25 protein-coding genes and 1 tRNA gene are annotated in these 26,427 nt (G+C 66.3%); 11 read left to right on the forward strand and 15 right to left on the reverse strand.

Going from position 1 to position 26,427, the window contains the following annotated elements; genetic code table 11:
• The first annotated feature begins 26 nt into the window (after positions 1-26).
• Positions 27-347 carry a thioredoxin gene (gene trxA / locus ACWPWT_RS12000; RefSeq protein WP_261268085.1) on the forward strand — a complete coding sequence of 107 codons (321 nt, stop codon included), beginning with the start codon at positions 27-29 and terminating at the stop codon, positions 345-347.
• A 394-nt stretch (positions 348-741) separates the two neighbouring features.
• On the opposite strand, the gene ACWPWT_RS12005 is transcribed toward trxA, so the two are convergent.
• The 3 genes from ACWPWT_RS12005 to argJ all read right to left on the reverse strand — a co-directional run bounded on the left by ACWPWT_RS12005 (position 742) and on the right by argJ (position 3,101).
• Positions 742-1,071: a helix-turn-helix domain-containing protein gene (locus tag ACWPWT_RS12005; RefSeq protein ID WP_454279792.1), complete on the reverse strand. Its 330-nt coding sequence runs from the start codon at positions 1,069-1,071 to the stop codon at positions 742-744.
• A gap of 186 nt (positions 1,072-1,257) precedes the next feature.
• Complete coding sequence (locus ACWPWT_RS12010) at positions 1,258-1,869, reverse strand: glutathione S-transferase family protein (RefSeq protein WP_454279793.1); 612 nt, start codon at positions 1,867-1,869, stop codon at positions 1,258-1,260.
• Positions 1,870-1,874: 5 nt separating this feature from the next.
• Positions 1,875-3,101, reverse strand: coding sequence for a bifunctional glutamate N-acetyltransferase/amino-acid acetyltransferase ArgJ (gene argJ, locus ACWPWT_RS12015; protein WP_454279794.1), 1,227 nt, complete (start codon positions 3,099-3,101; stop codon positions 1,875-1,877).
• A 257-nt stretch (positions 3,102-3,358) separates the two neighbouring features.
• On the opposite strand from argJ, the gene ACWPWT_RS12020 reads away from it, so the two are divergent.
• From ACWPWT_RS12020 to ACWPWT_RS12030, 3 genes are all read left to right on the forward strand, one after another.
• On the forward strand, positions 3,359-3,616 hold the full coding sequence (locus ACWPWT_RS12020; protein WP_454279795.1) for a hypothetical protein: 258 nt from the start codon (positions 3,359-3,361) through the stop codon (positions 3,614-3,616).
• Between the two features lie 108 nt (positions 3,617-3,724).
• Positions 3,725-6,469: a preprotein translocase subunit SecA gene (gene secA, locus ACWPWT_RS12025; protein WP_454279796.1), complete on the forward strand. Its 2,745-nt coding sequence runs from the start codon at positions 3,725-3,727 to the stop codon at positions 6,467-6,469.
• A 209-nt stretch (positions 6,470-6,678) separates the two neighbouring features.
• Positions 6,679-7,017, forward strand: coding sequence for a hypothetical protein (locus ACWPWT_RS12030; RefSeq protein WP_454279797.1), 339 nt, complete (start codon positions 6,679-6,681; stop codon positions 7,015-7,017).
• Between the two features lie 62 nt (positions 7,018-7,079).
• Here the strand turns inward: ACWPWT_RS12030 and ACWPWT_RS12035 are convergent, their stop codons facing one another.
• Positions 7,080-7,661, reverse strand: a complete 582-nt coding sequence (locus ACWPWT_RS12035; RefSeq protein ID WP_454279798.1) for a CC0125/CC1285 family lipoprotein — start codon at positions 7,659-7,661, stop codon at positions 7,080-7,082.
• Positions 7,662-7,770: 109 nt separating this feature from the next.
• Positions 7,771-8,190 (reverse strand): secondary thiamine-phosphate synthase enzyme YjbQ, encoded by a 420-nt coding sequence (locus tag ACWPWT_RS12040; protein ID WP_454279799.1) that lies wholly within the window; start codon positions 8,188-8,190, stop codon positions 7,771-7,773.
• A gap of 138 nt (positions 8,191-8,328) precedes the next feature.
• On the opposite strand from ACWPWT_RS12040, the gene ACWPWT_RS12045 reads away from it, so the two are divergent.
• The 3 genes from ACWPWT_RS12045 to ACWPWT_RS12055 all read left to right on the forward strand — a co-directional run bounded on the left by ACWPWT_RS12045 (position 8,329) and on the right by ACWPWT_RS12055 (position 10,353).
• A complete protein-coding gene (locus ACWPWT_RS12045; RefSeq protein WP_261268076.1) occupies positions 8,329-8,697 on the forward strand; it encodes a glycine zipper 2TM domain-containing protein in 369 nt (122 codons plus the stop codon).
• A 130-nt stretch (positions 8,698-8,827) separates the two neighbouring features.
• On the forward strand, positions 8,828-9,208 hold the full coding sequence (locus ACWPWT_RS12050) for a hypothetical protein (protein ID WP_454279800.1): 381 nt from the start codon (positions 8,828-8,830) through the stop codon (positions 9,206-9,208).
• A complete protein-coding gene (locus ACWPWT_RS12055; RefSeq protein WP_454279801.1) occupies positions 9,205-10,353 on the forward strand; it encodes a glutathionylspermidine synthase family protein in 1,149 nt (382 codons plus the stop codon). Before ACWPWT_RS12050 ends, ACWPWT_RS12055 begins: the two co-directional genes overlap by 4 nt.
• Before the next feature lie 40 nt (positions 10,354-10,393).
• Here ACWPWT_RS12055 and ACWPWT_RS12060 read toward each other — a convergent pair.
• The 3 genes from ACWPWT_RS12060 to moaA all read right to left on the reverse strand — a co-directional run bounded on the left by ACWPWT_RS12060 (position 10,394) and on the right by moaA (position 12,398).
• Positions 10,394-10,468: transfer RNA gene (locus ACWPWT_RS12060), tRNA-Asn, on the reverse strand.
• A gap of 110 nt (positions 10,469-10,578) precedes the next feature.
• Positions 10,579-11,358 (reverse strand): NAD kinase, encoded by a 780-nt coding sequence (locus tag ACWPWT_RS12065; RefSeq protein ID WP_454279802.1) that lies wholly within the window; start codon positions 11,356-11,358, stop codon positions 10,579-10,581.
• Positions 11,355-12,398 (reverse strand): GTP 3',8-cyclase MoaA, encoded by a 1,044-nt coding sequence (moaA, locus tag ACWPWT_RS12070; protein WP_454279930.1) that lies wholly within the window; start codon positions 12,396-12,398, stop codon positions 11,355-11,357. The genes ACWPWT_RS12065 and moaA overlap by 4 nt, the downstream gene beginning before the upstream one ends.
• 83 nt (positions 12,399-12,481) lie before the next feature.
• On the opposite strand from moaA, the gene ACWPWT_RS12075 reads away from it, so the two are divergent.
• Together ACWPWT_RS12075 and ACWPWT_RS12080 are read left to right on the forward strand one after the other, a co-directional pair.
• The gene (locus ACWPWT_RS12075; protein WP_454279803.1) at positions 12,482-14,191 is read left to right on the forward strand and encodes a putative bifunctional diguanylate cyclase/phosphodiesterase; all 1,710 of its coding nucleotides are present in this window, start codon (positions 12,482-12,484) and stop codon (positions 14,189-14,191) included.
• Complete coding sequence (locus ACWPWT_RS12080; RefSeq protein ID WP_454279804.1) at positions 14,179-14,607, forward strand: YybH family protein; 429 nt, start codon at positions 14,179-14,181, stop codon at positions 14,605-14,607. Before ACWPWT_RS12075 ends, ACWPWT_RS12080 begins: the two co-directional genes overlap by 13 nt.
• 41 nt (positions 14,608-14,648) lie before the next feature.
• Here ACWPWT_RS12080 and mfd read toward each other — a convergent pair whose 3' ends face one another.
• Together mfd and ACWPWT_RS12090 are read right to left on the reverse strand one after the other, a co-directional pair.
• Entirely contained in the window at positions 14,649-18,116 is a 3,468-nt protein-coding gene (gene mfd / locus ACWPWT_RS12085) for a transcription-repair coupling factor (protein WP_454279805.1), read from the reverse strand.
• Positions 18,117-18,167: 51 nt separating this feature from the next.
• The gene (locus tag ACWPWT_RS12090; protein ID WP_061779069.1) at positions 18,168-18,434 is read right to left on the reverse strand and encodes an FAD assembly factor SdhE; all 267 of its coding nucleotides are present in this window, start codon (positions 18,432-18,434) and stop codon (positions 18,168-18,170) included.
• Between the two features lie 78 nt (positions 18,435-18,512).
• Between ACWPWT_RS12090 and recG the strand changes: the two genes are divergently transcribed.
• Both recG and ACWPWT_RS12100 read left to right on the forward strand, forming a co-directional pair.
• Positions 18,513-20,567: an ATP-dependent DNA helicase RecG gene (gene recG, locus ACWPWT_RS12095; protein WP_454279806.1), complete on the forward strand. Its 2,055-nt coding sequence runs from the start codon at positions 18,513-18,515 to the stop codon at positions 20,565-20,567.
• Positions 20,568-20,600: 33 nt separating this feature from the next.
• Entirely contained in the window at positions 20,601-21,041 is a 441-nt protein-coding gene (locus tag ACWPWT_RS12100; RefSeq protein ID WP_454279807.1) for a DMT family transporter, read from the forward strand.
• Between the two features lie 212 nt (positions 21,042-21,253).
• Here the strand turns inward: ACWPWT_RS12100 and tyrS are convergent, their stop codons facing one another.
• The 5 genes from tyrS to serS all read right to left on the reverse strand — a co-directional run bounded on the left by tyrS (position 21,254) and on the right by serS (position 26,359).
• A complete protein-coding gene (gene tyrS, locus ACWPWT_RS12105) occupies positions 21,254-22,480 on the reverse strand; it encodes a tyrosine--tRNA ligase (protein ID WP_454279808.1) in 1,227 nt (408 codons plus the stop codon).
• 56 nt (positions 22,481-22,536) lie between these two features.
• Positions 22,537-22,947: a hypothetical protein gene (locus ACWPWT_RS12110; RefSeq protein WP_454279809.1), complete on the reverse strand. Its 411-nt coding sequence runs from the start codon at positions 22,945-22,947 to the stop codon at positions 22,537-22,539.
• Positions 22,948-23,059: 112 nt separating this feature from the next.
• Positions 23,060-24,274 carry a peptidoglycan DD-metalloendopeptidase family protein gene (locus ACWPWT_RS12115; RefSeq protein ID WP_454279931.1) on the reverse strand — a complete coding sequence of 405 codons (1,215 nt, stop codon included), beginning with the start codon at positions 24,272-24,274 and terminating at the stop codon, positions 23,060-23,062.
• A 43-nt stretch (positions 24,275-24,317) separates the two neighbouring features.
• The gene (gene surE / locus ACWPWT_RS12120) at positions 24,318-25,082 is read right to left on the reverse strand and encodes a 5'/3'-nucleotidase SurE (RefSeq protein ID WP_454279810.1); all 765 of its coding nucleotides are present in this window, start codon (positions 25,080-25,082) and stop codon (positions 24,318-24,320) included.
• Complete coding sequence (gene serS, locus ACWPWT_RS12125; protein ID WP_454279811.1) at positions 25,082-26,359, reverse strand: serine--tRNA ligase; 1,278 nt, start codon at positions 26,357-26,359, stop codon at positions 25,082-25,084. Before serS ends, surE begins: the two co-directional genes overlap by 1 nt.
• Between the last annotated feature and the right edge of the window lie 68 nt (positions 26,360-26,427).

The following is a 26,427-nucleotide window of genomic DNA, read 5'->3' on the forward strand; positions in this document are numbered from 1 at the left end:
GGATTCAATCCAAGGAGTAACGATAAATGGCAACCAAGCAGATCACCGACGCCAGCTTCGAAGCGGACGTCCTGAACTCCGACAAGCCGGTGCTGGTCGACTTTTGGGCCGAGTGGTGCGGACCGTGCAAGATGATCGGCCCGTCGCTGGAGGAACTGTCCGAGGAATTGGGCGAGCAGGTGACGATCGCCAAGCTGAATATCGACGACAATCCCGACGCGCCGGGGCGTTATGGCGTGCGCGGCATTCCGACGATGATCCTGTTCAAGGGCGGGGCCGCCGCCGCGACCAAGGTCGGTGCCGAGCCCAAGGGTCGGATCAAGGCATGGATCGAAGGCGCGCTATAAGATCGAAATCGCTGGGCATCCCCGACATTCACGGGGCAGGCCCGATCCCCTTTCCCAGGGGATTGCCTGAGGCCTCCTCATCATCCCGGCAAGGGCCGGAGCTGCGTTGGGGAGGCCTTGGTGTATTCGCCTCAATCGGTCCTTTTATCGGAACCATTTTGGCCTAATCTCGTGATCTCGAGGAAGCGGACCGGAAGAATGGTGGGGCTATCCGCTTTGGCGCAGGGTGGCTGACCTCGCCCGTCATGACGCCCGATATAAAAATCTTGGCCTGTCACATTTCTGCGAAGGCTGCGACGGGGTTGAATGATGACAGGCTTCAGTCCTCTTCCGTCAATGCGGGAGGGGCCATTGATGCCAATCCTTCTTAGGAATGCGAGGCAGAGAGGCGGTTTTACGGGCCGGTCGGCCGGTTACGTTCCGGACCCAATACTTCGCGTGAGAAGCGAGCGAATATTTCTACCGGGTCCTGCCCCAGCGCCCAGGCGATTTCGCAGAACTCCAGCATATCGACACGGCGTTCGCCCCGTTCGATGTGAGAGATCATCGGTTGCGGCCTCGACAAGCGACGGGCGAGCTCGACTTGTGTCAGACCTGCCTCCTTGCGGATCGTCGCCATAAAGCTGGCCAGCTGCTTTCCCAGTGCATGGAAGACATATTTGTCCAAGAAAAAGCGGGCCTTGGCGTAAGCAACTGACCCACTTCCCTTATCGGGAAAATGCATTTATACAATTTTTGTATATTTCAGGTGGGGGCAATGGGGGATACAGGCGAGCGACGTGAGCTTCAGGGCCGGGCCCGGCTCATCATCTTCAGCGCCATCGCCGGGGGGCTAGGCGGGCTTTTCTGGCGTGAGTTGTTCCATCACCTGGCCGCGTTCTGGCGCTAGGCCCGATCGGCGTGACCCGCGTCAGCTCAGCGGGATCATGACCACGTCGCGAAAGGTCGTCCGCTCCTGAAGCGCGGCATACCAGCGTTCGAGCTTGGGTCGCGCAGGGCGCTCCACCGGCAACTGGAACCATGTGTTCGCATAGGTCGCGATCGGAATGTCGCCGATCCCGAACGCCTCGCCCGACAGCCAGCGCTGGCGATCCAGCACATCCTCCAGGATGGACGACAGGCTTGCGGCCCGCGCCACGCTTCGGTCCAACAGGGCCGCGTCGCGCTGGTCGGGGGCGGTGCGGATCAATTGGAAGAAGATGGGGCGGATCGCATCGGCCCAGGTGAAGTTCCAGTCCATCCAGCGATCCGCCGAGGCACGCGCCTTGGGATCGGTCGGATAAAGAGCCTCGCCGCCGTGACAGCCTGCCAGATAGCGGAGGATCGCGTTCGACTCCCACAGGGTAAAGCCATCATCCTCGATCGTCGGGATCAGCGCATTGGGATTGCGCGCACGATAGGCCGCGTCCATGCCGAACGCGCCGCCGACATCGTGCCGCTCATAGGCCAGCCCCAATTCCTCGGCCAGCCAGACGACTTTCTTCACATTGTGCGAGTTGAGGCGGCCCCAGATGGTGAGCATGGAAATCAGCTCCGATAATCGGCGTTGATCGAAATATAGCCGTGGGTCAGATCGCAGGTCCAAACCGTCGCGACGCCGTCCCCGAGTCCCAGATCGACTCCGACCGCGATCTCCTGTCCTTTCAGGTGCGCGGTGACCGGGGCTTCGTCATATCCCTCTACCGCCAGCCCTTCGCGCGCGACGAGCGTTTCGCCGAAGCGGATCGACAGCTTGTCGCGCTCGGCGGGTTCGCCCGCCTTGCCGACCGCCATGACGACGCGACCCCAATTGGCATCCTCGCCCGCAATGGCGGTCTTCACCAGCGGCGAGTTGGCGATCGACATGGCGATGCGATGGGCCGAACGGTCGCTCTCCGCCCCCTCGACGCGAATTTCGATCAGCTTGCTGGCGCCCTCGCCGTCGCGCACCACCAGCAGCGCAAGTCGATGGCACAGATCGGCCAGCGCCGCGCGGAATGCGTCGGCGCCATCGCTATCGTCGTCGATGATCGTCGCATTGGCCGCCTTGCCGGTCGCGAAGGCGAGGACGGTGTCGCTGGTCGAGGTATCGCCGTCGACCGTGATGCACGAGAAGCTTCGCCCATTGGCCGCCGCCAAGGCGCGTTGCAGAAACTCGGGCGAGACGGCGGCGTCGGTGAAGATGAAGCCCAGCATCGTCGCCATATCCGGCGCGATCATGCCCGACCCCTTGATGATCCCGGCCAGCGTCACCGTGCGGCCGTCGACGATGGCGGTCGTCGTCGCGCCCTTGGCAAAGGTGTCGGTGGTCATGATCGTCGCGGCGGCGTCTTCCCAGCCACCGGGCTCGGCGATGAAGGCGGCGTCCAGGCCCGCTTCGGCCTTGTCGATGGGAAGCGGTACGCCGATCACCCCGGTCGAGGCGACGAAAACGTCCGATGGCTGGCAACCGATGGCGGCGGCGGCACGGGCGGCGATGGCCTCTACGGCCGCGCGGCCCCGGTGCCCGGTAAAGGCGTTGGAGTTCCCCGCATTGACCACCAGCGCGCGCGCCTGGCCCAGCACCAGCGCCTTGCGGCACCATTCCACTTCGGGCGATGGGCATTTGCTGGTGGTCAACACGCCCGCCACGCTGGTCCCCTCGGGCAGCGTCACGAAGGTCAGATCGCAGCGATCCCAATTCTTGTACCGCGCCCGCGCAACGCGAAGCGTCACGCCGTCGATCGCAGGCATCGCAGGGAAGGGCAGGGCGAGGGGCGAGGTGGCGGTGCTCATAGGGGCAAGCTACATAGCCGAGCGTGTAACGGGAGCAAGCGCTTCCGCCCGCTCGCGAAGTCACGAAAACTAGCGGTCATGCGATCCTCGACCGGAGGACCTGTCGCACGGCCGTGGCGCATGTTTGGTTCCGGCCCGCCCTTGAGCTCCGGGCGCGCCCGGCCCGTGGCAAGTATCGCAGCTTCGACGTTCGATCGTTGCGGTGGTCCATGCAACGGATGGACGTGCCGCGCGTATCTGCCTAAGACAGACCCCGCATGAACCTGCTTCTGCTCCTTTCCGCCCTTTTGTCCGCGCTGACCGGCGTGGGTGCGAGCGCGCGTGGGCAGGAGGCGCGGGGCGTTGTGGCCGAATGCAGCATCGCCGCCGCCAAGCAGGCCGCCGTTGCGCGGGCCGCGACCCGGCCGGTGCAGCCGCTTGCCACGTTGATCCAAAGCGCCGGGGCCCTGCCCCTGTTCCGCGCCGATGAGCCGCGTGCCGTCGCGGCCATCTTCATGGGCCGTCGGCGCGAATAGGCGCTGGCGTCGGCATCGCGCCGACCCCATTTCTTACCCCATATGGTCGCGCGCCGTCGTCTTCGACGTGGCTGCGCCTGCAACACGCTATCAGTCAGGAAATCGCTTATGTTCGGCGGCCTCGCCAAGTCCCTGTTTGGTTCGTCCAACGACCGCTACGTCAAGTCGCTCCGCCCCACGATCGCCAAGATCGCCGCGTTCGAGCCCGAGATGGAGGCGATGAGCGACGAGCAGCTTGCCGCACAGACGGTCAAGTTCCGCGAACAGCTCGATCAGGGGGCGACCCTCGACAGCCTGTTGCCCGAAGCGTTCGCGACGGTGCGCGAAGCGGCCAAGCGCGTGCTGGGCCAGCGCCACTATGACGTGCAGATGATCGGCGGCATCGTCCTCCATCGCGGCGAGATCGCCGAGATGCGCACGGGCGAGGGCAAGACGCTGGTCGCTACGCTCGCCACCTATCTGAACGCGCTGCCCGGCAAGGGTGTGCATGTCGTCACCGTCAACGACTATCTGGCCAGCCGCGACGCCGCGACCATGGGCCGCATCTATAATTTCCTGGGCCTGACCACCGGCACCATCATCCCCAATCTGGACGATGGCCAGCGCCGCGCCGCCTATGAGGCGGATATCACCTACGGCACGAACAACGAGTTCGGCTTCGACTATCTGCGCGATAACATGAAGTATGAGCGCTCCTCGATGGTGCAGCGCCCCTTCCACTATGCGATCGTCGACGAGGTCGACTCGATCCTGATCGACGAGGCCCGCACCCCGCTGATCATCTCGGGCCCGACCGACGACAAGTCGGAGCTGTATATCGGCGTCGATGCGATCGTGAAGCAGCTCACCGCCGACGATTACGAGAAGGACGAGAAGCAGAAGTCGATTATCCTGACCGAGGACGGCACCGAGCGCGCCGAGCGCCTGCTGGAGGCGGCCGGGCTGCTCCAGGGTGAGAATCTCTACGACTTCGAGAATACGCAGGTCGTCCACCATCTGAACCAGGCGCTGCGCGCGAACATGATGTTCAAGCGCGACACCGACTACATCGTGAAGGACGGCAAGGTCGTCATCATCGACGAGTTCACCGGCCGCATGATGGACGGGCGGCGCTGGTCGGAGGGGCTCCACCAGGCGGTCGAGGCGAAGGAGGGCGTCAATATCGAGCCCGAGAACCAGACCATGGCCTCGATCACCTTCCAGAATTATTTCCGCATGTACCCGAAGATTTCGGGCATGACCGGCACCGCCGCGACCGAAGCGGGCGAATTCTACGACATCTACAAGATCAACGTCGTCACCATCCCGACCAACCTGCCGATCGCGCGTGTCGACGAGGAGGACGAGTTCTACAAGAACACCCAGGACAAGTTCCTGGCGATCGCCAAGAAGATCCGCGACCATGCGGCCAAGGGACAGCCGGTGCTGGTCGGTACCGTCTCGATCGAGAAGTCCGAACTGCTCAGCGAATTCCTGACCCAGGAAGCCGTGCCGCACAAGGTGCTGAACGCGCGCTATCACGAGATGGAGGCGCATATCGTGGCGCAGGCGGGGCGCCTGGGCGCGGTGACGATCGCGACCAATATGGCGGGTCGCGGCACCGACATTCAGCTGGGCGGCAACCTCGAATTCCGGATGCTCGACGAGCATCCCGATCTGGTCGAGGGGACACCCGAATATGAGGAAGCGGCGACCCGCATCCGCGCCGAGATCGTCGCCGAGAAGCAGAAGGTGCTGGAAGCGGGCGGCCTGTTCGTACTGGGGACCGAGCGGCACGAGAGCCGCCGCATCGATAACCAGCTTCGCGGTCGTTCGGGCCGTCAGGGCGATCCGGGCCTGTCGCGCTTCTATCTCAGCCTCGACGACGATCTGCTGCGCATCTTCGGCCCCGACACGCTGTTCGCCAAGATGATGCGCAGCAATATCGAGGATGGCGAGGCGATCGGCAGCAAGTGGCTGTCCAAGGCGATCGAGACCGCACAGAAGAAGGTCGAGGCACGCAACTACGACATCCGCAAGCAGGTCGTCGAATATGACGACGTGATGAACGACCAGCGCAAGGTCATCTATGAGCAGCGCGCCGACATCATGGATGCCGAGACGGTGGGTGAGGTCGTCGCCGATATGCGCGCTGAGACGGTGAACGCGATCGTCGGCACCGCCTGCCCGCCCAACAGCTATCCCGAGCAGTGGGACGTGGCGGGCATGAAGCAGCAGCTCAAGGACCTGCTCAACCTGGAGCCGCCGGTCGACGACTGGCTGACCGAGGAAGCGATCGACCCCGAGATCGTGCTGGAACGCGTCAGCGCCGAGGCCGATGCCATGGTCGAGGCCAAGGCCAAGGAATTGGAGCCGGAAACCTGGGCCAGCGTCGAAAAGTCCATCCTCCTCCAGAATCTCGACCATCACTGGAAGGAGCATCTGGCGACGCTCGACGCGCTACGCCAGGTCGTCCATCTGCGCGCCTATGCGCAGAAGACGCCGATCAACGAATATAAGCATGAGGCGTTTTCGCTGTTCCAGCGGATGCTCGATAATATCCGCGAGGATGTGACGCGCACCATCGCCTATGCCCAGTTCCAGATCCAGGCGCCGCCCGAACTGCCCGAGCTGCCCGACTTCATCACCTCGCATTTCGATCCGTTCACGGGTGAGGACAATACGAACGACTGGGATGCGGCGGCGCGCGGGCTGCTCCAGCCGCAGATGCCGCCGATGCAGATTCCCCAGCCCGAGGGCATGGATCTCGGCACCGACCCCGGGCAGTGGGAAGGCCGCGTCAACCGCAACGCGCCATGCCCCTGCGGCTCGGGTCTGAAGTACAAGCATTGCCACGGGGCGGTGACGGTCTGATCCTCACCTCATGGTAAGCAGCGAGGGCGGCGGGCTTCGGTCCGCCGCCCTTTTCGCATGACGGTGGCCCCGGCGTCCCCGGTCGAACCCCACTGCCGAAAAGGACCACAGTCTTTGCTGGGATGACGATGAGGAAGAGGCGGACAGCCGGCGTTAAGCCGGGCCGCGCAATCCTCCCGCAACAGGGAGAAAGAGGGATGAGACACCAGGTGATCGTTGCTGCCGCGCTGCTCGCGCTATCCACTGCGGCGCCCGCGCAATTCACGCAGGCCGGACCGCCCGCCGACGGCGTCGCCATGCCCAGCCAGCCGAGCGTTCGTAGCGATCGCGCCGCCATCCGCCGCTCGATCCGAGAGGGGCGGCGTAGCGGCGATATTTCCCGTGCCGAGGCGCGATCCTTTCGGCGGGACGATGCGGCGATCGGATCACTGGCGGACCGCTTTGCCGCCGATGGGCTGTCGCTGTCCGAACAGGCCGAACTGCAAAGCCGGACCGAGGCGTTACGCGGCATGGTCAACGCGCGGCGGGTCAGGGGCGGAAAGCCTTGAGCCACAAAAAAGGGGCCGCCGTCGCGTGACGGCCGCCCCCATTTGTCGGATCGTCGCGAGGCTTATTTCGGCATCACGACCGTCGGCCCGATGGTGCTGACGATCGCGCGGGCATCGAACGCGCGCAGATTGTCGCGCGGGATCGGGCCCTTGCGCATCACGACCTCGGCCGTCGCTTCGTAACGGTCGATCGTGTTGATATCCATGTTGTTGCCGAAGAAGGGATCGCCCCAGAACGGATCCCAGCTGCGCCAGCCAAAGCCGCGACCATAATAGCGCCAGGACGGGCCCCACCAGCCGCCGCCCCAGCCGCCAAAGCCGGGACCGAACGCGCCGGGGGTGGAATAGGTGCGCGACCGAAGCTGCGTGTCGCGGTCGGCCATTACGAAATAGTCATATCCATTGGCCAGCGTCAGCTCGGCCGCCCGGAACAGCAGGTAACGCTCGACCGTATCGCGCGAGGTCACCGTGTTGCCGGCGAAGCTGACGATGAAGCGGCCCGGTTCGAGCTGCTGATCCGAATAGCCGGTGCGGTAGAAGCCCGATCCCGTGGCCGGGCGATAGGTGGTTTCAGTCGCGCATCCCGCGACCATCAAGGTGCTGGCGCCGACCAGGGCGAGCGCGACCTTCCGACCGAATTGCATGGACTTTTCTTCCTTTCTTGCCGCTCGGCCGTACCGGGCGGCACCAGCCCTGTAGCGTATGGCAGCAAAACGGTCGATGAACGGTTTTGCTCCTGCGATGAATAGTGCGTCACATGCCAGCCATATGAAGCGCCACCTGCCGGCGATGCGCAGCGCGACGATGTTCGAACAGGTAGATGCCCTGCCATGTTCCCAGCATCAGCCGCCCGCCGATCAGCGGGATGGACAGGTGGACCCCGGTCAGGACGCTGCGCAGATGGGCGGGCATGTCGTCGGGGCCTTCGTCGTCATGAGCATAGGCCTGCCGGTCCTCCGGCGCGATCCGGGCGAAGTAGGCCAGGATATCGGTCTTCACCTCCGGCGCGGCATTCTCCTGGATGATCAGCGAAGCCGAGGTGTGGCGGCAGAACAGGGTCAGCAGCCCCTCGTCCATATGCTGTTCGCGCACCCAGGCGGACACGGCGCGGGTCATCTCGGTCAGGCCCTGACCATGGGTGTCGATCGACAATATCGTGGTGGCTTGGCGCATGCGGGATCAATGCCCGAGGCGCCCGAACGGTGCCAGCCCTTCGCGCGATCCCGCGCGATGAAGGCAATGTCATGGTTCGTGGATTGAACGGGTGAGGGGGCCGTGCGTTGTGCCGGCTTGAGGAAAAGGAGACCTGCCATGAAAGCCCTGCTCGCCGCTCTGGCCGTCGTTACCGTCGCCGCCCCCATCGCGGCCACGCCCGCCGTCGCGCAGGACCGCGACTATCGCTGGCATGGCGATCGCGACGATTGGGAGCCGTCGCGCGACTACCGCCGCGGCAATGCCCGCGAGCGTCGCTTGAGCCGCGAAGATCAGATTTTCCGAGGCCGCGATGGCCGCACCTATTGCAAGCGCAATGACGGCACCACCGGGCTCGTCGTCGGCGCGCTGGGCGGCGGCGTGCTGGGCAATGTGATCGGCGGTGGTACGCTGGGCACGCTGCTGGGCGCCGGCGGTGGCGCGCTGCTGGGCCGGTCGATCGATCGTGGCAAGGTTCGCTGCCGCTAAATCGCTGATGCGAAAAGGGGATGTCGCCGGGCGGCCCGGCGGCGTCCCCTTCGCCATGGGGCCCTCGCGTCGCCGCCCCCACTAGCCAAACGCCCTGCGCCTGCCCCATGATACGGGTGGGAGGGACTTGATGGCTTTCGATCTCAAATGGACCACGGCGATGGCAGCCGCGTTGCTCGCCAGCGGTTGCAACCGCGCCGATGCCGATGACGGCTGGACCGCCGAACAAGATACCGCGATCTGCACCGATGCCCAGGGCAAGCGCCTGCCCGACGATCGCTGTCGGCAACACCGCGTCGGCGGTGGCGGGGGCGGGGCCTTCTGGTATTTTCTCGGACGCGGTCGTACCATTCCCTTTTACGGCGAGCGCGCCACTGGCGGCAGCTTCCGGGCCGCATCCGGTGCCCGATACGCCACCGCCCCGGCGGGTAGCGCAATGACCCGCGCAGCGGCGGTCAGTCGCGGCGGGTTCGGTTCCTCGGCATCGCGTTTCGGCAGCATCCACGCATGATCCGCGAAACCCTGTCGCCCCGGCCCGATTGGCGCGCCAAGGTCGAGGCGCTGGGCCTGATCTGGCATGCGGGGGCGGAGCGACCCTATTGGGACGAAAGCGCCTGTTATCGCTTCACGCGTGGTCAGGTCGACCGGATCGAGGCGGCCACGACCGAACTCTACCGGCTGTTCCTGGCGGCGGGAGAGGCGGTGGTCAGCGATCCGGCCTTGCTGAACCGCTTCGCCATTCCGCCGGTCTTTCACGATCCGATCCGCGAGGCGTGGGAGGCCGAGCCGCCCTCGCTCAATTTCGGGCGCTTTGACCTGGGCTATGACGAAGCGGATGCGCCCAAGCTGTTCGAATTCAACTGCGACACGCCGACCTCGCTGCTGGAAGCCGCCGTGGTGCAATGGGCGTGGAAGGAGGAATGCTTCCCCGCGCTCGACCAGTATAACAGCCTGCACGAGGCGCTGATCGCGCGGTGGCGAGAGATCGCGCCAGACATGCCCTCCACGCTACACGTCGCGCATGTCGCCGACATGGCGGGCGAGGATGCGGTGACGGCGGCCTATCTGCGCGACACGGCCGAGGCGGCGGGGATCGCAACGGTACCGATCCTGATGGAGCGGATCGGTTGGAATCACGAGGCGCATTGTTTCGTCGATGAGGCGGACATGCGGATCGAGGCGCTGTTCAAGCTCTATCCATGGGAATGGCTGGTGCATGAGGACTTCGCGCCGCACGTGCTCGACAATCTGGAGCGTGGCGACCTGACCTGGATCGAGCCGATCTGGAAGATGATCTGGTCGAACAAGGCGATCCTGCCGGTGCTGTGGGATCTGTTTCCCGGCCATCCCAATCTGCTGCCCGCCAGCTTCAGCATTCCGAATGGGGATGCGGTCGCCAAGCCGCTATTGTCGCGGGAGGGGGCAAATGTGTCCATCCGGCGGGCGGGGGCCATCGTGGCGGAGACGGCGGGCGCCTATGGCGAGGAAGGCTATATCTACCAGTCGCTCTACCGCTTGCCCGAAACCGCGCCGGGATGTTTTCCGGTGCTGGGAAGCTGGGTAGTGGACGGCGCACCCGTCGGAATGGGGATTCGCGAAGACGGGCTGATCACCTCGAACACCGCGCGGTTCGTACCGCATGTGATCGACGGCTGATTCATCATGGCTGGCGCTGTCTTGGGAAAGACAGCGCCGGTGGCTCCCTGAGTAGGATTCGAACCTACGGCCGCTCGATTAACAGTCGAGAGCTCTACCGCTGAGCTATCAGGGAATGTTCCGGCGCTGTGGAGGGGTCCTATAAAGGCCCGGAAAAATGCCGCAACCCCCTTTTTGACGCTTTTGCGTAAGGGCAGCAGCCAAAGCTGTGGATAAATCCCCGGCTTAGGAGACGAACTGCTCCATCGTGATGCGGTCGTCCAACGCGTGTTCGGGGTCGAACATCAGGGTCAGTTCACGCGAACGGTCCATGCAGATGTCGACCTGCGCCACGTCGCGGACCTCGCGCTGGTCGGCCACGGCCGAGACCGGGCGCTTGCCGGGGTCGAGGACGCGGATCGAGATTCGCGCCTTGTCGGGTAGGATCGCCCCGCGCCAGCGCCGGGGACGGAACGGGCTGATCGGGGTCAGCGCGATCAAAGCCGAGCCGAGCGGCAGGATCGGCCCCTGCGCGGAGAAGTTATAGGCGGTGGACCCGGCCGGAGTCGCGGCCAGGATTCCGTCACAGGCCAGTTCGGGAAGGACGATCCGTTCGTTGACCATCACCTCCAATTTGGCGGTCTGTCGCGTTTCACGCAGCAGCGATATTTCGTTGATCGCGGGCAGGCTATGGACGCGGCCATCGATTCCGGTCGCCGTCATCTTGAGCGGAGTGACGCGGAAAGGCTTGGCGCGGGCCAGCCGGTCCTCCAGCCCATAGCCGCGCCATTCGTTCATCAGGAAGCCGACCGTGCCCAGGTTCATGCCGAACACCGGCACGGGGCCGCGCCGCCGCTCCAGCATCCGATGCAGCGTCTGAAGCATGAAGCCGTCGCCGCCCAGCGCGATGACATAGTCGGCCTCGTCGAATTCGACCCAATCGGCGCTTTGCTGCAACTCGACGGCGGCCGCCTGTGCCGGTGCGGTGGGCGAGGCGACCAATGCCCGCCGGACGGGTAACGTCATCCGCCGGTCACGCTCATATGACGCGATACCGCCGGGGCCGATCCCGCCTCGATACGGAAATCGTGCCGTGCGGGCTTGGCGGCCAGCCCCGCGTCGATCGCGACGTCCAGCCCTATGACCCCGCCGTCGCGCAACGCGGCCTTCAAATCCACCTGATCCTCATGACCCAGACACATATATAATTTGCCTTCGGTCGTAAGCCTCACCCGATTGCAGCCGTCACAAAAGTTCGCGGTCAGCGGCGAGATTAGGCCCAGCCGGGTACCGGTTCCCTCGACCTGCCAATAACGGGCCGGACCGCCGGTCCGATGTCCCGCGCGGACCAGCGGGAAGCGGGCGGCAAGCTGTTCGAACACCTGGGTCAGCGGCAGGAAACGGTCGACCCGATCCTCATCGATCGCGCCCAGTGGCATCGTCTCGATCAGCGATAGGTCCAGCCCCTCGGCCACGCACCAGTCCAGCATGGTGCCGATCTCGTCCTCGTTCAGCCCCTTCAGCGCAACCATGTTGATCTTGATCGCCAGCCCCGCGTCGCGCGCGGTGAGGATGCCATGGATCACCTGGTGCACGTCGCCATGCCGCGTGATGTAGCGAAAGCGTTCGGGATCGCGGCTATCCAGGCTGACATTGATCCGCCGGATGCCTGCATCGACCATCGTGGCGGCATGGTCGGCCAGCCGGGTTGCGTTGGTCGTCATCGTCAGTTCGTCGAGACCGTGCCCGACATGGCTGCCCAGTCGGCGAACCAGTTCGGCCACGTCGCGCCGGACCAGCGGCTCGCCGCCCGACAAACGGATTCGCGTCACGCCGCGCGCGATGAACCGCTCGGCGATGATCGCGATTTCGTCCAGGCTGAGCAGCTTGGCACGCGGAAGGAAGGTCATCTGCTCCGCCATGCAATAGCGGCAGCGCAGATCGCAGCGATCGGTTACCGAAATCCGCAAGTAGCGGATCGCGCGGCCATGCTGATCGATCAGCGAATCCCCGGCCGTGCGCCGATCGGTCGGCAATGCAACGGTCGAGGAAGTGGCGTAGCCCATCGTCATGGAGTTAGCCCCATGGCGGGACGCGGGCAAGGCGGATTGCCATTGGTCTTGTCCCAGTCGGTGGATAGGGTGCGCCCATGACGCAGGATGAATTCGGTTTTGGCGCCCACAGCAGGGGAACGGCGGTCTTCGCGCTTTCGTTCCATCACCCTGCCATGCTGGACGAAGCGATCATCCGTGCAGGTTGGGCCATCTGGTCGATGGCGCCGGGCGACGGCGGCGCCCCAGCCGGCGATACGCTGGTACAATCGTTTTTGGCGAGCGAGGCGCGGGTCGCTCTGATCGATGCGCGCGGACCGGGCGATACGGGGCTGCGCGCGGCGCAGGCGTTGGGCGCGGTGATCGCCGCGACGGGCGCCGCCATGCTGGCCGTGGTGCCCGATACGGGGCACGAGACGCTGGACGCCTTTCTCTCGGCGGGTGCCACCCATGTCCTGGCACCCGATGCGGATGAGGCGATGATCCACGCCTCGCTGAAACTGGCCGAGCGTCATGCCCGTCGGACGCTGGACGTGCGGCGGCGGCGCAGCCATGCGGATGGTGAGGTGGGCGAGGTCCATCGCTGGATCGCCGACACGATCGAACGGGGCGATCCATGCGTCGCCATCATCGTGTCGCTGTCGCGGCTGGACCTGATCAACGCTGCGCATGGCCGCCCGGCGGGCAACATGCTGCTGCGCGGGGTCGAGGCGCGGATGCAGGCGGCCGCCGAGGAAGCCTTTGGCGACCGGGCGATCGTCGCGCGTTCGGGCGGGGCGGAATTCATCTTGGCGGGCGTGATCGAGGAAGACCGGGCCCGCGCCGTGGCGGAGATGGTGGAGGCGTTGCTCGGCACGCCGTTCCAGGCCGGGGCTGTGCCCATCCGATTGGGCGTCCGGCTGGGGCTGGCGACGGACCGGACGGGGGAGGACCCCGCCACGCTGCTCGCGCGGGCGGGCGAGGCGCTGTCGCGGGCGCGGGCCAGCGACGGATCGATGCTACGATTCGCGCATCCGGGCGATGTCGCCCCGCTCGACGTGCTGGCCGCCGATCTCCACCATGCGATCGAGCGCGGTGAGATCGACATCCTGTTCCAGCCTCAGGTGGCGATCGCCACCGGCCTGATCTCGGGTGTCGAGGCGCTGGCGCGCTGGCGGCACCCCACGCTGGGGCCCCTGGGGGCGGATCCTCTGTTCGCGGCGGCGGAGCGGGCCGATCTGGGCCTGGCGCTGTCGGACCATATCCAGCTGATGGCGCTGCGAAAGGCGGCGAAATGGCCGCTCGCCCTGGCGCATCTCCGGCTGTCGATCAACATCACCGCCGCCGATGTGGCACGGGCAGGTTTCGCGCGGCTGTTCCTCGACCGGGTGGCCGACAGCGGCTTTCCAATCGACCGCCTGACCGCCGAAATCACCGAGACGGGGTTGATCCACGAACTGGACCGGGCGGCTGTGGTGTTGGAAAGCTTGCGCGAGGCCGGGGTGCGGATCGCAATCGACGATTTCGGCACCGGCTATTCCAGTCTTGCCTATCTGACCAGCCTGCCGATCGACGCGATCAAGCTCGACCGGTCACTGGTGGCCGAGGTCGATGGGGCACCCCGCAGCCGGGTCGTGGTGCGCGGAATCATCCGGATCGCGGCACGGCTGGGCATGGCGATCATCGCCGAAGGGGTGGAGACCCATGACCAGGCGCAGCTTCTGGGGCGACTGGGTTGCCAGACCTATCAAGGGTTCCTGCGTGCTGCCCCGCTCGATGAAGACGCGCTGCGTGCAATGGTCGAGGAGGAGGTGAAATGCGCGGTATGACGGTGATGGCGGCCCTGGCGCTGATGCCGGGCGTGGTGCAGGCGGCCCCCGCCAGCGATCCGGCGGCGGCGGGCATTCGCGCCGCGATGCTGGCCAGTGCGGCCGGGTGGAATGCCGGCGATCTGAACCGCTTCGTGGCCATCTACGCCCCCGACGCGATCTTCGTCGGCAAGCGCGACCTGATCCGGGGCAAGACCGCCATCGCGGACAATTACCGCCGCAGCTTCACCGGATCGGGCAATAGCCGCGGGACTCTGCGCTTCGATTTTCTCGACCTGAAGCCGATCGGCGACCGCCGCATCCTGTTCGCGCGATGGAATTTGTCTGGCGGCGCGGAAGCGGAAAGCGGGATGACGACCCTGGTCTTCGAACGTCGCGCCGATGGGTGGAAAATCGTGGCCGACCATAGCAGCTGACCTATTTATTCCTCCCCGCCGAAACGGGGAGGCATCCGTCATCAACCGGCCGCTTTCGCCAGTCCCTTGGACAGTTGCAACGCCCCGTGCAGCCGCGCCTTGGCATCGGGCCAGGCGCGGTTGAGGACCAGCTTGCCGTCGGGGCGCAGCTTGGCCAATTCGCCCAGCCGCTCGACATAGGCGAACAGACCGTCGACATTGGGCGGCCGGTTGTCGTGGAAGGCGACCAGCACGCCGCGCGGGCCGACATCCATCTTGGCGATGCAGGCCTTCTTGGCGTTCAGCTTGATCTTGATGACCTGGATCAGATTGTCGGTCGCCTCGGGCAGCGGGCCGAAGCGGTCGATCATCTCGGCTGCGAATTCCTCGACTTCCCCGTGCTTTTCCAGATCGTTGAGGCGGCGATACAGCCCCATGCGCAGGTCGAGGTCGGGGACGTAATCGTCGGGGATCAGGATCGGCGCATCGACGGTGATCTGAGGCGAGAAGTCGCGCTTTTTCTCGAACGCGCCGCCCGCCTTGGCCTCCAGGATCGCCTCTTCCAGCATCGACTGGTAGAGTTCGTAGCCGACCTCCTTGATATGACCCGACTGTTCGTCGCCGAGCAGATTGCCCGCGCCGCGAATGTCGAGGTCGTGGCTGGCCAACTGGAAGCCTGCACCCAGCGAATCCAGGTCGGACAGGACCTTCAACCGCTTCTCCGCCGCCTCGGTCATCATCCGCTCTGGCGGCGTCACCATATAGGCATAGGCGCGCGTCTTCGATCGGCCGACCCGCCCGCGCAACTGGTAGAGCTGGGCCAGGCCGAAGCGGTCGGCGCGGTTGACGATCATCGTGTTGGCGGACGGGATGTCGATGCCGCTCTCGATGATGGTGGTCGAGACCAGCACCTCGAACTTGCGGTCGTAGAAGGCGGACATGCGCTCCTCGACCTCGGTCGCCGACATCTGGCCGTGCGCGACCACATAGCGGACCTCGGGCACCTCCTTGCGCAGATATTCCTCGATATCCGGCAGGTCGGCGACGCGCGGGGTGACGAGGAAGCTCTGCCCGCCGCGATAATGTTCGCGCAAGAGAGCCTCGCGCAGCACCACCGGATCCCAGGGCATGACATAGGTGCGCACCGCCAAACGGTCGACCGGCGGCGTCTGGATCACCGACAGTTCGCGCAGGCCCGACATCGCCATTTGCAGCGTGCGTGGGATCGGCGTCGCGGTCAGCGTCAGCATATGCACGTCGGCCTTCAGCGCCTTCAGCCGTTCCTTGTGCGTCACGCCGAACCGTTGTTCCTCGTCCACGATGACGAGGCCGAGCCGCTTGAATTCGACATTCTTGGCGAGCAGCGCATGGGTGCCGACGACGATGTCGATGTCGCCGGACGCCGCACCGTCCTTGACCTTCTTCGCTTCGGTCGCGGTGACGAGGCGGGAGAGGCGGCCGATCTTGATCGGGAAGCCTTCGAACCGGGCCACGAAATTGTTGTAATGCTGGCGGGCAAGCAGGGTTGTAGGGCACACGACCGCCACCTGCATCCCCGCCATCGCCGCGACGAAGGCGGCGCGCAGGGCCACCTCGGTCTTGCCGAAGCCGACATCGCCGACGATTAGCCGGTCCATCGGCTTACCCGCGGTCAGGTCGCCCAGCACATCGTCGATCGCCCGGTCCTGATCGTCGGTTTCCTCATAGGGGAAACGGTCGACGAACGCCGGATAGCCCGCGCTGTCGGGCTCGGCCACCTCGCCGGGGCGCAGCGCCCGTTCGGCGGCGGTGGCGATCAGTTCACCCGCGATCTCGCGGATGCGCTCCTTCATCTTCGACTTGCGCCGCTGCCACGCCTCGCCGCCCAGACGGTCGAGCGTCGCGCCGTCCTCACCCGTGCCATAGCGGGTCAGGACTTCCAGATTCTCGACGGGCACATACAGCTTGTCACCGCCCGCATAGGACAGGGCGACGCAGTCATGCGGGCTCTTGCCGACGGGGATCGAGGTCAGCCCCTCATAGCGGCCGATGCCGTGATCCGAATGGACGACCAGATCGCCGGGCGAGAGGGTCGCCAGCTCGGCCAGGAAGGCGTCGGCTGACTTGCGCCGCTTTTGCCGCCGGACCAGCCGGTCGCCCAGCATGTCCTGCTCGGTCAGCACCGCGATGCCCGGCGCGGTAAAGCCATGGTCGAGCGGCAGGACGATCAGCGCGACGCCGAAGCTCTTCGCGGTATCGGCGATGCCCAGCGCTTCCTGCCAGGTCTCGGCGGCCTTGGCGCCCTTGAGACCATGGTCCTTCAGCAGGCTGCCGAGCCGTTCGCGCGCGCCGTTGGAATAGCTGGCGAGGACGGGCTTGCGCCCTTCCTTGCGCAGCGCCTCGACATGATCGACCACCGCCTCATAGATATTGGTGTGGGCGGCACGCTCGGGGGCGAAGTCGCGTGCGCCGTCCACTTCGAAATCGAGCACAGTGGCACTTTCGGGCTCGTGGAAGGGCGAGACGAGGTGCGCGGTCGCGGCCTGCAGCCCTTCGTCCCATTCCTTGGGCGCAAGATAGAGCGCCTTGGCGGGCAGGGGTCGGAAGCTGCCCGGCTGGGCCGCCTCGGCACGCTTGCGGTTCTCATAATAGTCGGCAATCGCGTCAAAGCGGCCGCTCGCCGCCGCGGCGACGCCATTGTCGCGCACGACGACCGCGCCGTCGCCGAGATGGTCGAACAGCGTCGCCAGCTTCTCCTCGAACAGCGGCAGCCAATGCTCCATGCCCGCCATCCGCCGTCCCTCGGACACCGCCTGATAGAGCGGATCGCCGGTCGCCGTCGCGCCGAAGGTCTCGCGGTAGCGGGTGCGGAACCGCTTGATCGATTCCTCGTCCAGCAGGGCTTCCGACGCGGGGAGGAGAGTGAAGCCCTCGATCCGTCCCGTGGTCCGCTGGTCGGCGGGGTCGAAGGTGCGGACGCTCTCGATCTCGTCGCCGAAGAAATCGAGCCGCAGCGCCTGTTCCTCGCCGCTGGGGAACAGATCGACCAGGCCGCCGCGCACCGCGAACTCACCCTGGTCATGGACCGTCTCGGTACGGACATAGCCGTTCGCCTGGAGCAGCGCCGCCAGCTTCTCCAGTCCGATCCTCTCGCCGGGCGCGAGGCGGGCGACCAGTTGCCGGATGCGGAACGTCGTCAATACGCGCTGGGTCGCGGCATTGGCGGTGGTCAGGACCAGCTGCGGCGTCTTCGGCTTGGCCTGGAGCCGGTGAAGCCCCGCGATCCGTTCCGCCATGACGCGTAGGGTCGGCGAGGCGCGGTCATAGGGCAGGCAATCCCAGGCCGGGATCTGCACGATTTCCAGTTCCGGCGCGAAATAGGTCGCGGTCGAGGCGAGTTCGCGCATCTGCGCTTCGTCGGCGCAGATGAAGACCGCGCGGGTCGTCGCCGCGCGCGACAGGTCGGCCAGCAGCACCGGCAGGAACCCCGCCGGAACGCCCGACAGGGTCAGCGGGCTCTTGGCGGTCAGGATCGTCTTGATATCGGGCATGGGGTTCCGAAGCTGGAAAGGTGTGCGTTTGAACGTCCGTGTGGCGGTAAGTTACCGGGCGATGGGCACGAAATTCAGCGCGCGCATCCGCTGCATCACCGGGCCGTCCCATTGCGGCGGGCAGGGCTGCGTCCCGATGGCCCAGGCCATGATGTCGACATCCTGTTCTTCCAGCAGCGCCTCGAACCAGTCGAGCTCTTCGGGGCTCAGCGTCTCGTGATGCGCGTCGAAAAAGCCGCCGATCATCAGATCGGCTTCCTTGGTGCCGCGATGCCATGCGCGGAAGCGAAGGCGCTTGATACGGGTTTCGTGGTCCATGGGATTCCGATCCAACGAGAATAGGCTCCGCAGGCTCTGGCGGCGCGCGAAGCAGAGGCTATACAGACCCATCTAGTCATGCGTCCCGATATCCTCAATCCGCTGTTCGCCGAGGTCACGTCGCTGAAAGGCGTCGGCCCCGGTCTCGCCAAGCCGCTCGAACGCCTGCGCATCGCGCGCGTGGTCGATGTCGCCTTTCACCTGCCGACCGGGCATATCGACCGCTTTCCCCGCGACGAACTGATGGTGTCGGACGCGGGGCGGGTGATCGCGATCCCGCTGACCGTGAAGGAGCACCGCGTTTCCTCCTCCCCACGCGGGCCGACACGGGTGCGCGCCGAGGATGCGCGCGGCAACAGCGTCGCGCTCGTCTATTTCGGCGGCAATTCGGGCTGGGTGAAGAAGCTGCTCCCGATCGGCGAGACCAAGGTCGTGTCGGGGCGGCTCGACCTCTACGGTCAGGATTTGCAGATCGTCCATCCCGACCTGGGCGACAGCACCGAAGATTTCCGCGAGCGCGAGGCGATCTATCCGCTGTCTGAGGGGATCACCTCGCGGCGATTGGGCGCGCTCGCGGTGCAGGCGGCGGAGCGCGCGCCCGAACTGCCCGAATGGATCGAGCCGGGGTTGAAGGCGCAGCGTGGCTGGCCCGACTGGAAGGAGGCGCTCGCCCGCATCCATGCCGATCCGGCCGACGCGAAGGCGCGCGAGCGGCTGGGCTATGACGAGGTGTTCGCCAATCAGCTGGCGATGACGCTGGTCCGCGCCGACACCCGCAAGCGACGCGGGCGGGCGCTGAACGGCGACGGGCGCTTACGCGATATGCTCAAGCTGCCCTACACGCTGACCGGCGCGCAGAGCCGGACGGTGCGCGAGATCGAGGGCGATCTGGCGCAGGACGCGCCGATGCTGCGGCTGCTCCAGGGCGATGTGGGTGCGGGCAAGACGCTGGTCGCGGCGATGGCGATGCTGATCGCGGTCGAGGCGGGGGCGCAAGCAGCGATGCTGGCCCCGACCGAAATCCTCGCGCGCCAGCATTATGAGACGCTTCGCAAGACGCTCGCCGGGCTGCCGGTCGAGATCGCGGTGCTCACGGGCCGCGACAAGGGCAAGGCGCGCGAGGCCACGCTGATGGCGCTGGCGGCGGGAGAGATCGACATCCTCGTCGGCACCCACGCCATCTTTCAGGAGACGGTGACGTACCGCGACCTCGCGCTGGTGGTGGTGGACGAACAGCACCGCTTCGGCGTGGCGCAGCGGATGATGCTGTCCGCCAAGGGCAAGGCGCCGCCGCATCTACTGGCGATGACCGCGACGCCGATCCCGCGCACGCTGACCCTGGCCAATTATGGCGAGATGGATGTCAGCCGGTTGGACGAGATGCCGCCGGGCCGTCAGCCGATCGAGACGCGCGTGGTGTCGGAGGACCGGCTGGACGAGGTGGTCAACGCGCTCGGTCGGCATTTGTCCGATGGCGGTCAGGCTTACTGGGTCTGCCCGCTGGTCGAGGAAAGCGAGAAGTCCGACCTCGCCGCCGCCGAAATGCGCGCCGAAACCCTTCGCGCGCGGTTTGGGGATCGGGTGGGGTTGGTCCACGGCAAGATGAAGCCTGCCGAGAAGGACGCCGTCATGGAGGCGTTTGCGGGCGGGCGTCTGGGCGTGCTGGTCGCGACGACGGTGATCGAGGTGGGGGTGGACGTGCCCAACGCGACCCTGATCGTGATCGAACATGCCGACCGCTTCGGCCTGGCGCAGTTGCACCAGCTGCGCGGGCGTGTCGGGCGGGGTGGGGGGCTGTCGCGGTGCCTGTTGCTGCGCGGCTCGCATCTGTCGGAGACGTCGCGCGCGCGGCTGGCGTTGATGCGCGAGACCAATGACGGCTTCCGTATCGCCGAGGAGGATTTGCGGTTGCGCGGGGCGGGCGAATTGCTCGGCACGCGGCAATCGGGGGAAATGGCGTTCCGGCTCGCCACGCCCGAAAACATGGCCGATCTGATGCAGTGCGCACAGGACGATGCACGGTTGCTGATCGACCGCGATGGCGGGCTGGAGGCGCCACGCGGCCAGGCGGCGCGGACGGCACTTTATCTGTTCGAGCGGGACGCGGGCGTGGCGTTGTTGCGCTCCGGCTGAACGAAGCGGCGCGTCCGGCGTTAGGGCGCGGATATGGCTGGCCTTTTACCGCTCATCCTCGTCCTCATCGCCGGTATTGGCCTGGCGGTGCAGCCGCCGACCAATGCGGCGCTGGCCAAGGCGTCAGGCTCGGTCATACTGTCGGCGTTGACGTCGTTCCTGATCGGGGCAGTGGTCCTGTTGGTGGCCTGGGCTGCGATCGACCGGACCAGTCCTATGGCGCTGAAAGGCGCACCCGGCTGGGCATGGCTGGGCGGCTTTTATGGCGCGGGTTTTGTTGCGGTGCTGGCCTATGCCGCGCCAAAGCTGGGCATCTCGGTCGCCCTGACCGCCGCAATCGCCAGCCAGTTGGTCGCGGCGCTAATCGTTGATCATTTCGGCTTGTTCGACGTCAAGGTCGAGCCGGTTTCGATCGGAAAGCTCGTTGGCGTCGGCCTGGTGATCGCCGGAGCGGTGGTGGTTCGGCGGGGGTGAGGGGGCTGGCCTATCGACCCGGCCGTACCCCGGCGGAGGCCGGGGTCCAGTTGCCGGGCGTTGGCGGTGGAAGGAACGTGCCCCCACGCATCGTTATCCCGCTTCGTCGGCCGATTAGGAACTGAGCCCCGGCCTTCGCCGGGGAACAGAGGTTTAGAGGGGTATTGCTCCAAACCCCCGTTCAGGCTGAGCGGAGTCAAAGGCCGGGGGAGTCACCCCGCCGTCAGCAACCCATGGTTCTTCTTACCCGACGACAGCTTCACCGGCTCGGCACCCACCGCGATGACGACGTTTTCGTCCGCCACCTTCTCGCCGTCCACGCGCGCACCGCCACCTGCGATCAGGCGTCGCGCCTCGCCCTTCGACTTGGCGAAGCCCAGCCCGATCAGCGCATCAACGATGCCGATCGACCCGCCCGCGACCGCAAAGCTCGGCAGTGCGGCACCCGCGGAGCCTTCCTCGAATGTCCGCCGCGCCGTCTCGGCCGCTTCCTCCGCCGCCGCGCGGCCACGGCACATGGCGGTGGCTTCGTTGGCGAGGATCTTCTTGGCTTCGTTGATCTCCGCACCTTCCAGCCGTTCGAGGCGTGCGATCTCGTTCAGCGGCAGGTCGGTGAACAGCCGCAGGAAGCGGCCCACATCGCGGTCGTCGGTGTTGCGCCAGAATTGCCAGTAATCGAAATGCGGCAACTGGTCCTCGTGCAGCCAGACCGCCCCGGCCATGGTCTTGCCCATCTTGCCGCCATCCGCCGTGGTGATCAGCGGCGTGGTGACGCCGAACACCTCGGTCCCGTCCATACGGCGGGCGAGTTCAATGCCGTTGACGATATTGCCCCACTGGTCCGACCCGCCCATCTGAAGGCGGCAGCCCTGGCGCTGGGCCAATTCGCGGAAGTCATAAGCCTGGAGGATCATGTAGTTGAATTCGAGGAAGCTGAGCGACTGCTCGCGGTCGAGCCGCAGCTTCACCGAGTCGAACGACAGCATCCGGTTGACCGAGAAATGCTGCCCCACTTCGCGCAGGAAGGGTATGTACTCCAGCTTGTCGAGCCAGTCGGCATTGTCGACCATCACCGCATCGGTGGGGCCATCGCCGAAGGTCAGGAAGCGTTCGAAGATGCGCTTGATCGAGGCGACATTGGCCTGGATCCCGTCCTCGGCGAGCAGCTTGCGCGCCTCGTCCTTGAAGCTGGGGTCGCCGATCTTGCCGGTGCCGCCGCCCATCAGGACGATCGGCTTGTGGCCGGTCTGCTGCATCCGGCGAAGGAGCATGATCTGTACCAGGCTGCCGACATGCAGCGACGGCGCGGTCGGGTCGAAGCCGATATAGCCGGGCACCACCCCCGATGCCGCCAGCTTGTCCAGCGCGGCGGCATCGGTCATCTGGTGGACGTAACCCCGTTCATTGAGGGTGCGAAGCAGATCGGACGTGTATGCCATAATGGCCGCTCGTTACACGCCCCATCCGCGTTCGTCACCCTCCGGCGAACATGGGTTTAGCGACAGACGGTCCGGCCGTTGCGCTCGACATAGTTGCAGGGGCGGTAGCCAGAGCCGCGACCGTTATAATTGGTATAGTCGCCCTGCGATCGCGGATCGACATAGCCGGGGGTGCGACGCGCCCGATCGAATTCGCGCTGGGTCCGCGCCTCGCGCCGTCCGCGCCAATCGTCCCGGCGCCAGCCGCGATCGTCGCGCCAGCCTCGACGCTCGCCACGCCAATCGCGACGGTCATCGTTTCGCCAGTCACGGCGATCGTCACGCCGGTCACGCCGGTCGCGATCGAAACGAGGGCCATCGTCGCGCCAGGACTGGGCCTGCGCGCCGGATACGGGAAGCGCCGTCGTCGTCGCGACGCCCGCCATGGTCAGGCCGATCGCGGCCAAAGCTTGGAACATCTTCTTCATACGCCAACTCCCGGGGGCAGGGGCCCCATGATCGTCCCCAACCTATGACAGGGTGTGGCGTTCCCGATCCTGAACAGCGTGTTAGGCGGCGTTCAGGATTGGGCGGAGAGGATCAACGGCCGGGCAACTGGCTCATCGGATCGACCGGCGAGCGTCCCCGGCGCAGTTCGAAATGAAGCTCTGGGCGATCGGCAAAGCCCGTCTGCCCCGACAGTGCCAGCGTCTGTCCGCGCTTCACGCTCTGTCCGCGCTGGACCATCAGCTTGGACGCGTGACCGTACACACTGGTCCAGCCATCGCCATGCTTGACGATGACGAGCCCGCCCAAAGCGGCGATGCCGTCGCCGACATAGGCCACGACGCCGTCCGCCGTCGCCTTGATCGGCGTGCCGACCGGCACCGCGATCTTGATGCCGTCATTGCGCTCCCCGCTGGAGCCTGCGCCGAACCGCTTCACCACCTTGCCCTCGACTGGCCAGGCAAAGCCCGAGCGCAGGCGGCTGGGCGCGGCGACCACGGCAGTCGGAGGCAGGACGCGGGCCGGCGTCGCGCTGGGCCTGGCGGGGGCCTGATTGGTGGCGAGTGCCGGTTCGCCGCCGGTCAGGATGTCGTCCACGTCCAGCGTGAAGGCCGCCGCCCGCTCGGCCAGGCTGCTCGACACGGGCGTTCCTGCGGCGGTGCCGGGGATCAGGATGCGCTGTCCCGCGCGCAGCACATAGGGTTCGGCCAGCGCATTCGCTTCGACGATGCGCGACCAGGGCACGCCATAAGCGCGGGCGATCGCGATGCCGCTCTCGCCCGATCGGACCAGATGATAGCGTCCGCCGGGAATGGTCAGCCGCTGTCCCGCGCGGATGACGTACGGCGCGGTCAGCCCGTTGACGCGCGCGATCACCTCCGACCCAGCGCCCGTCCGATCGGCCACGCCGCGCAGCGTGTCGCCCGACTGGACGACATAGGTCGATGCGGCGATCTCCCTGGCGTCCGGGGTGACGGGCCGCACCTCCCAGGAGGGGCGAGGGGCGGGCAGCGTGGATACGGGCTCGCGCGGTGTGGCCGGGATGGGCGCGGGCCGGACGGGCGACTGGACCGGGACTGGCGGGGGTGACTGACGCCGCGTGACGGGTACCGAGCGGCGGATCGTGGATCGCGGCGCACCTGTCCGGGGTGCGGGCGCGATCGGACGGGGCGCACGATCGGCGGCCGTCGTCTGTGGCGGTGTCATGACCGGGGTAGGCGGAGCGACCGGCTCGGGCGTGACCATGGGTGGCTCCATGTTCGGGATGCACGCCGACAGCAACAACGACGCTGCGATGACGCCTGCCATGGGCTTCGATGTCCGATTCACGCCAAGTCCCCCCAGACCGTCATCAGCGATAGGCCGCGCCGAGCATAGCGAGCGACGCCCGATGCGTCAGGTCGAGATGCAGCGGCGTGACCGCAATGCAATCCTCCGCGATGGCGTCCAGATCGGTGTCGTCGCCCGGTTGGTGCGGCAGGCGACCGAGCGCCAGCCAGTAATAATCATATCCGCGCGGGTCGCTACGCCGCTCCAGCTTCGCCCGGCCATAGTCGCGCAGGCCCTGACGGGTGGCGCGAATTCCTCGCACCGCCTCGGGCGGGACCGGCGGAAAGTCGACGTTAATCAGCGTCCTGGGGCCGAAATCGAGTGACAGCAGCGGGCGCAGCACCCGCTCTCCCCAGGCCTCTGCCGTGGCGAAGGACACCGCGTCGCCCAATCCCTGGACGGCGTAGCGCTGACTGAGCGCCACCGACCGTATGCCTGCCAGAGCACCCTCCATCGCGGCGGACACTGTCCCGGAATAGAACACATCCTCGCCCAGATTGGCGCCGCGATTCACGCCCGACAGGATCAGGTCGGGCTTTCGGTCGGCCATCACCTCGCCCAGCGCCATCAGCACCGAATCGGTCGGCGTGCCCGTGACCGCGAAGCGCCGTTCGCCGAACTGCCGCAACCGCATCGGCCGCGTCAGGGTCAGCGAACGGCTGGTCCCCGACTGGTCTTCGGCGGGCGCGACGATCCAGACATCGTCGGACAGCGTCGCGGCGATCCGCTCCAGCGCGGCCAGGCCCGGGGCATGATAGCCATCGTCATTGGTCAGCAGGATCCGCATCAGCGCGGCTCCAGCACCGCCAGTCCGCCTAGATAAGACCGCAGGGCCTCGGGCACGACGACCGAGCCGTCGGCCTGCTGATAATTCTCGATCACCGCGACGAGCGTCCGGCCGACCGCGAGACCCGATCCGTTGAGCGTATGGACGAAGCGCGTTCCCTTGCCCTCTGTCGGGCGATAGCGGGCCATCATCCGGCGTGCCTGGAAATCGGTGCAGGTCGAGCAGGACGAAATCTCGCGATACCGCGCCTGTCCCGGCAACCAGACCTCCAGGTCATAGGTGCGCGCGGCAGTGAAGCCCATGTCGCCGGTGCACAGCAGCATGCGGCGATAGGGCAGGGCGAGCGCCTCCAGCACGCCCTCGGCGGCGGCGGTCATCCGTTCATGCTCGGCTTCCGATTGGTCGGGGGTGGTGATCGACACCATCTCGACCTTGTCGAACTGATGCTGACGGATCAGCCCGCGCGTGTCCCGCCCCGCCGCGCCCGCCTCCGAGCGGAAACAAGGGGTCAGCGCAGTGAAGCGCAGCGGCAGTTCCGCCTCGCTCAGGATCGACTCGCGGACGATGTTGGTCAGCGACACTTCCGCCGTGGGGATCAGCCAGCGGCCATCGGTGGTACGGAACAGATCCTCGGCGAATTTGGGCAACTGCCCGGTGCCGAATGCGGCTTCGTCGCGGACCAGCAGAGGCGGCTGGACCAGCTCGAAACCGTGCTGCTCGGTCATCCGGTCGAGCATGAACTGGCTGAGCGCGCGCGACAGGCGCGCCATCTGTCCCCGCAGCAGCGTGAAACGCGCCCCCGACAGCGCCACGCCGGTCTCGAAATCCATGCCCAGCGCGGGCGCGATCGCGTCATGCTCGCGCGCCTCGAACGCGAAGGAGGTGGGCTCGCCCTTTTGATGGACCAGCGCATTGTCATTCTCGTCCGACCCTTGCGGCACGTCGGCGGCGGGCAAATTGGGAATGGCGGCGAGCGCGGTATTCAACTCCTCCTCGACCACGCGCTCCTGTTCCTCCAGTTCGGGCAGCCGCGCCTTGAGCGAGGCGACCTCGTCCATCAGCGTCTGGGCGCGTTCCTCGTCCCGCGCCGCCTTGGCCTGGCCGATCTGCTTCGACAATTCGTTGCGGCGGGTCTGTGCTGCCTGCGCTTCGGCGACGATCGCGCGGCGGCGTTCGTCGATCGCGATCAGCGTCTCGGCGTGGGGTGCGGCACCCCGCTTGGCAAGCGCGGCGTCGAAGGCGGCGGGGTCATCCCGGATCAGGCGAATGTCGTGCATGGGGGCGAGGCTATGGCCTCCGCTCCGCCGTCACGCAACCCGTGCCGGTGACCTGGCGTTATCCCCTT

Source organism: Sphingomonas sp. Marseille-Q8236 (genome assembly GCF_965112005.1).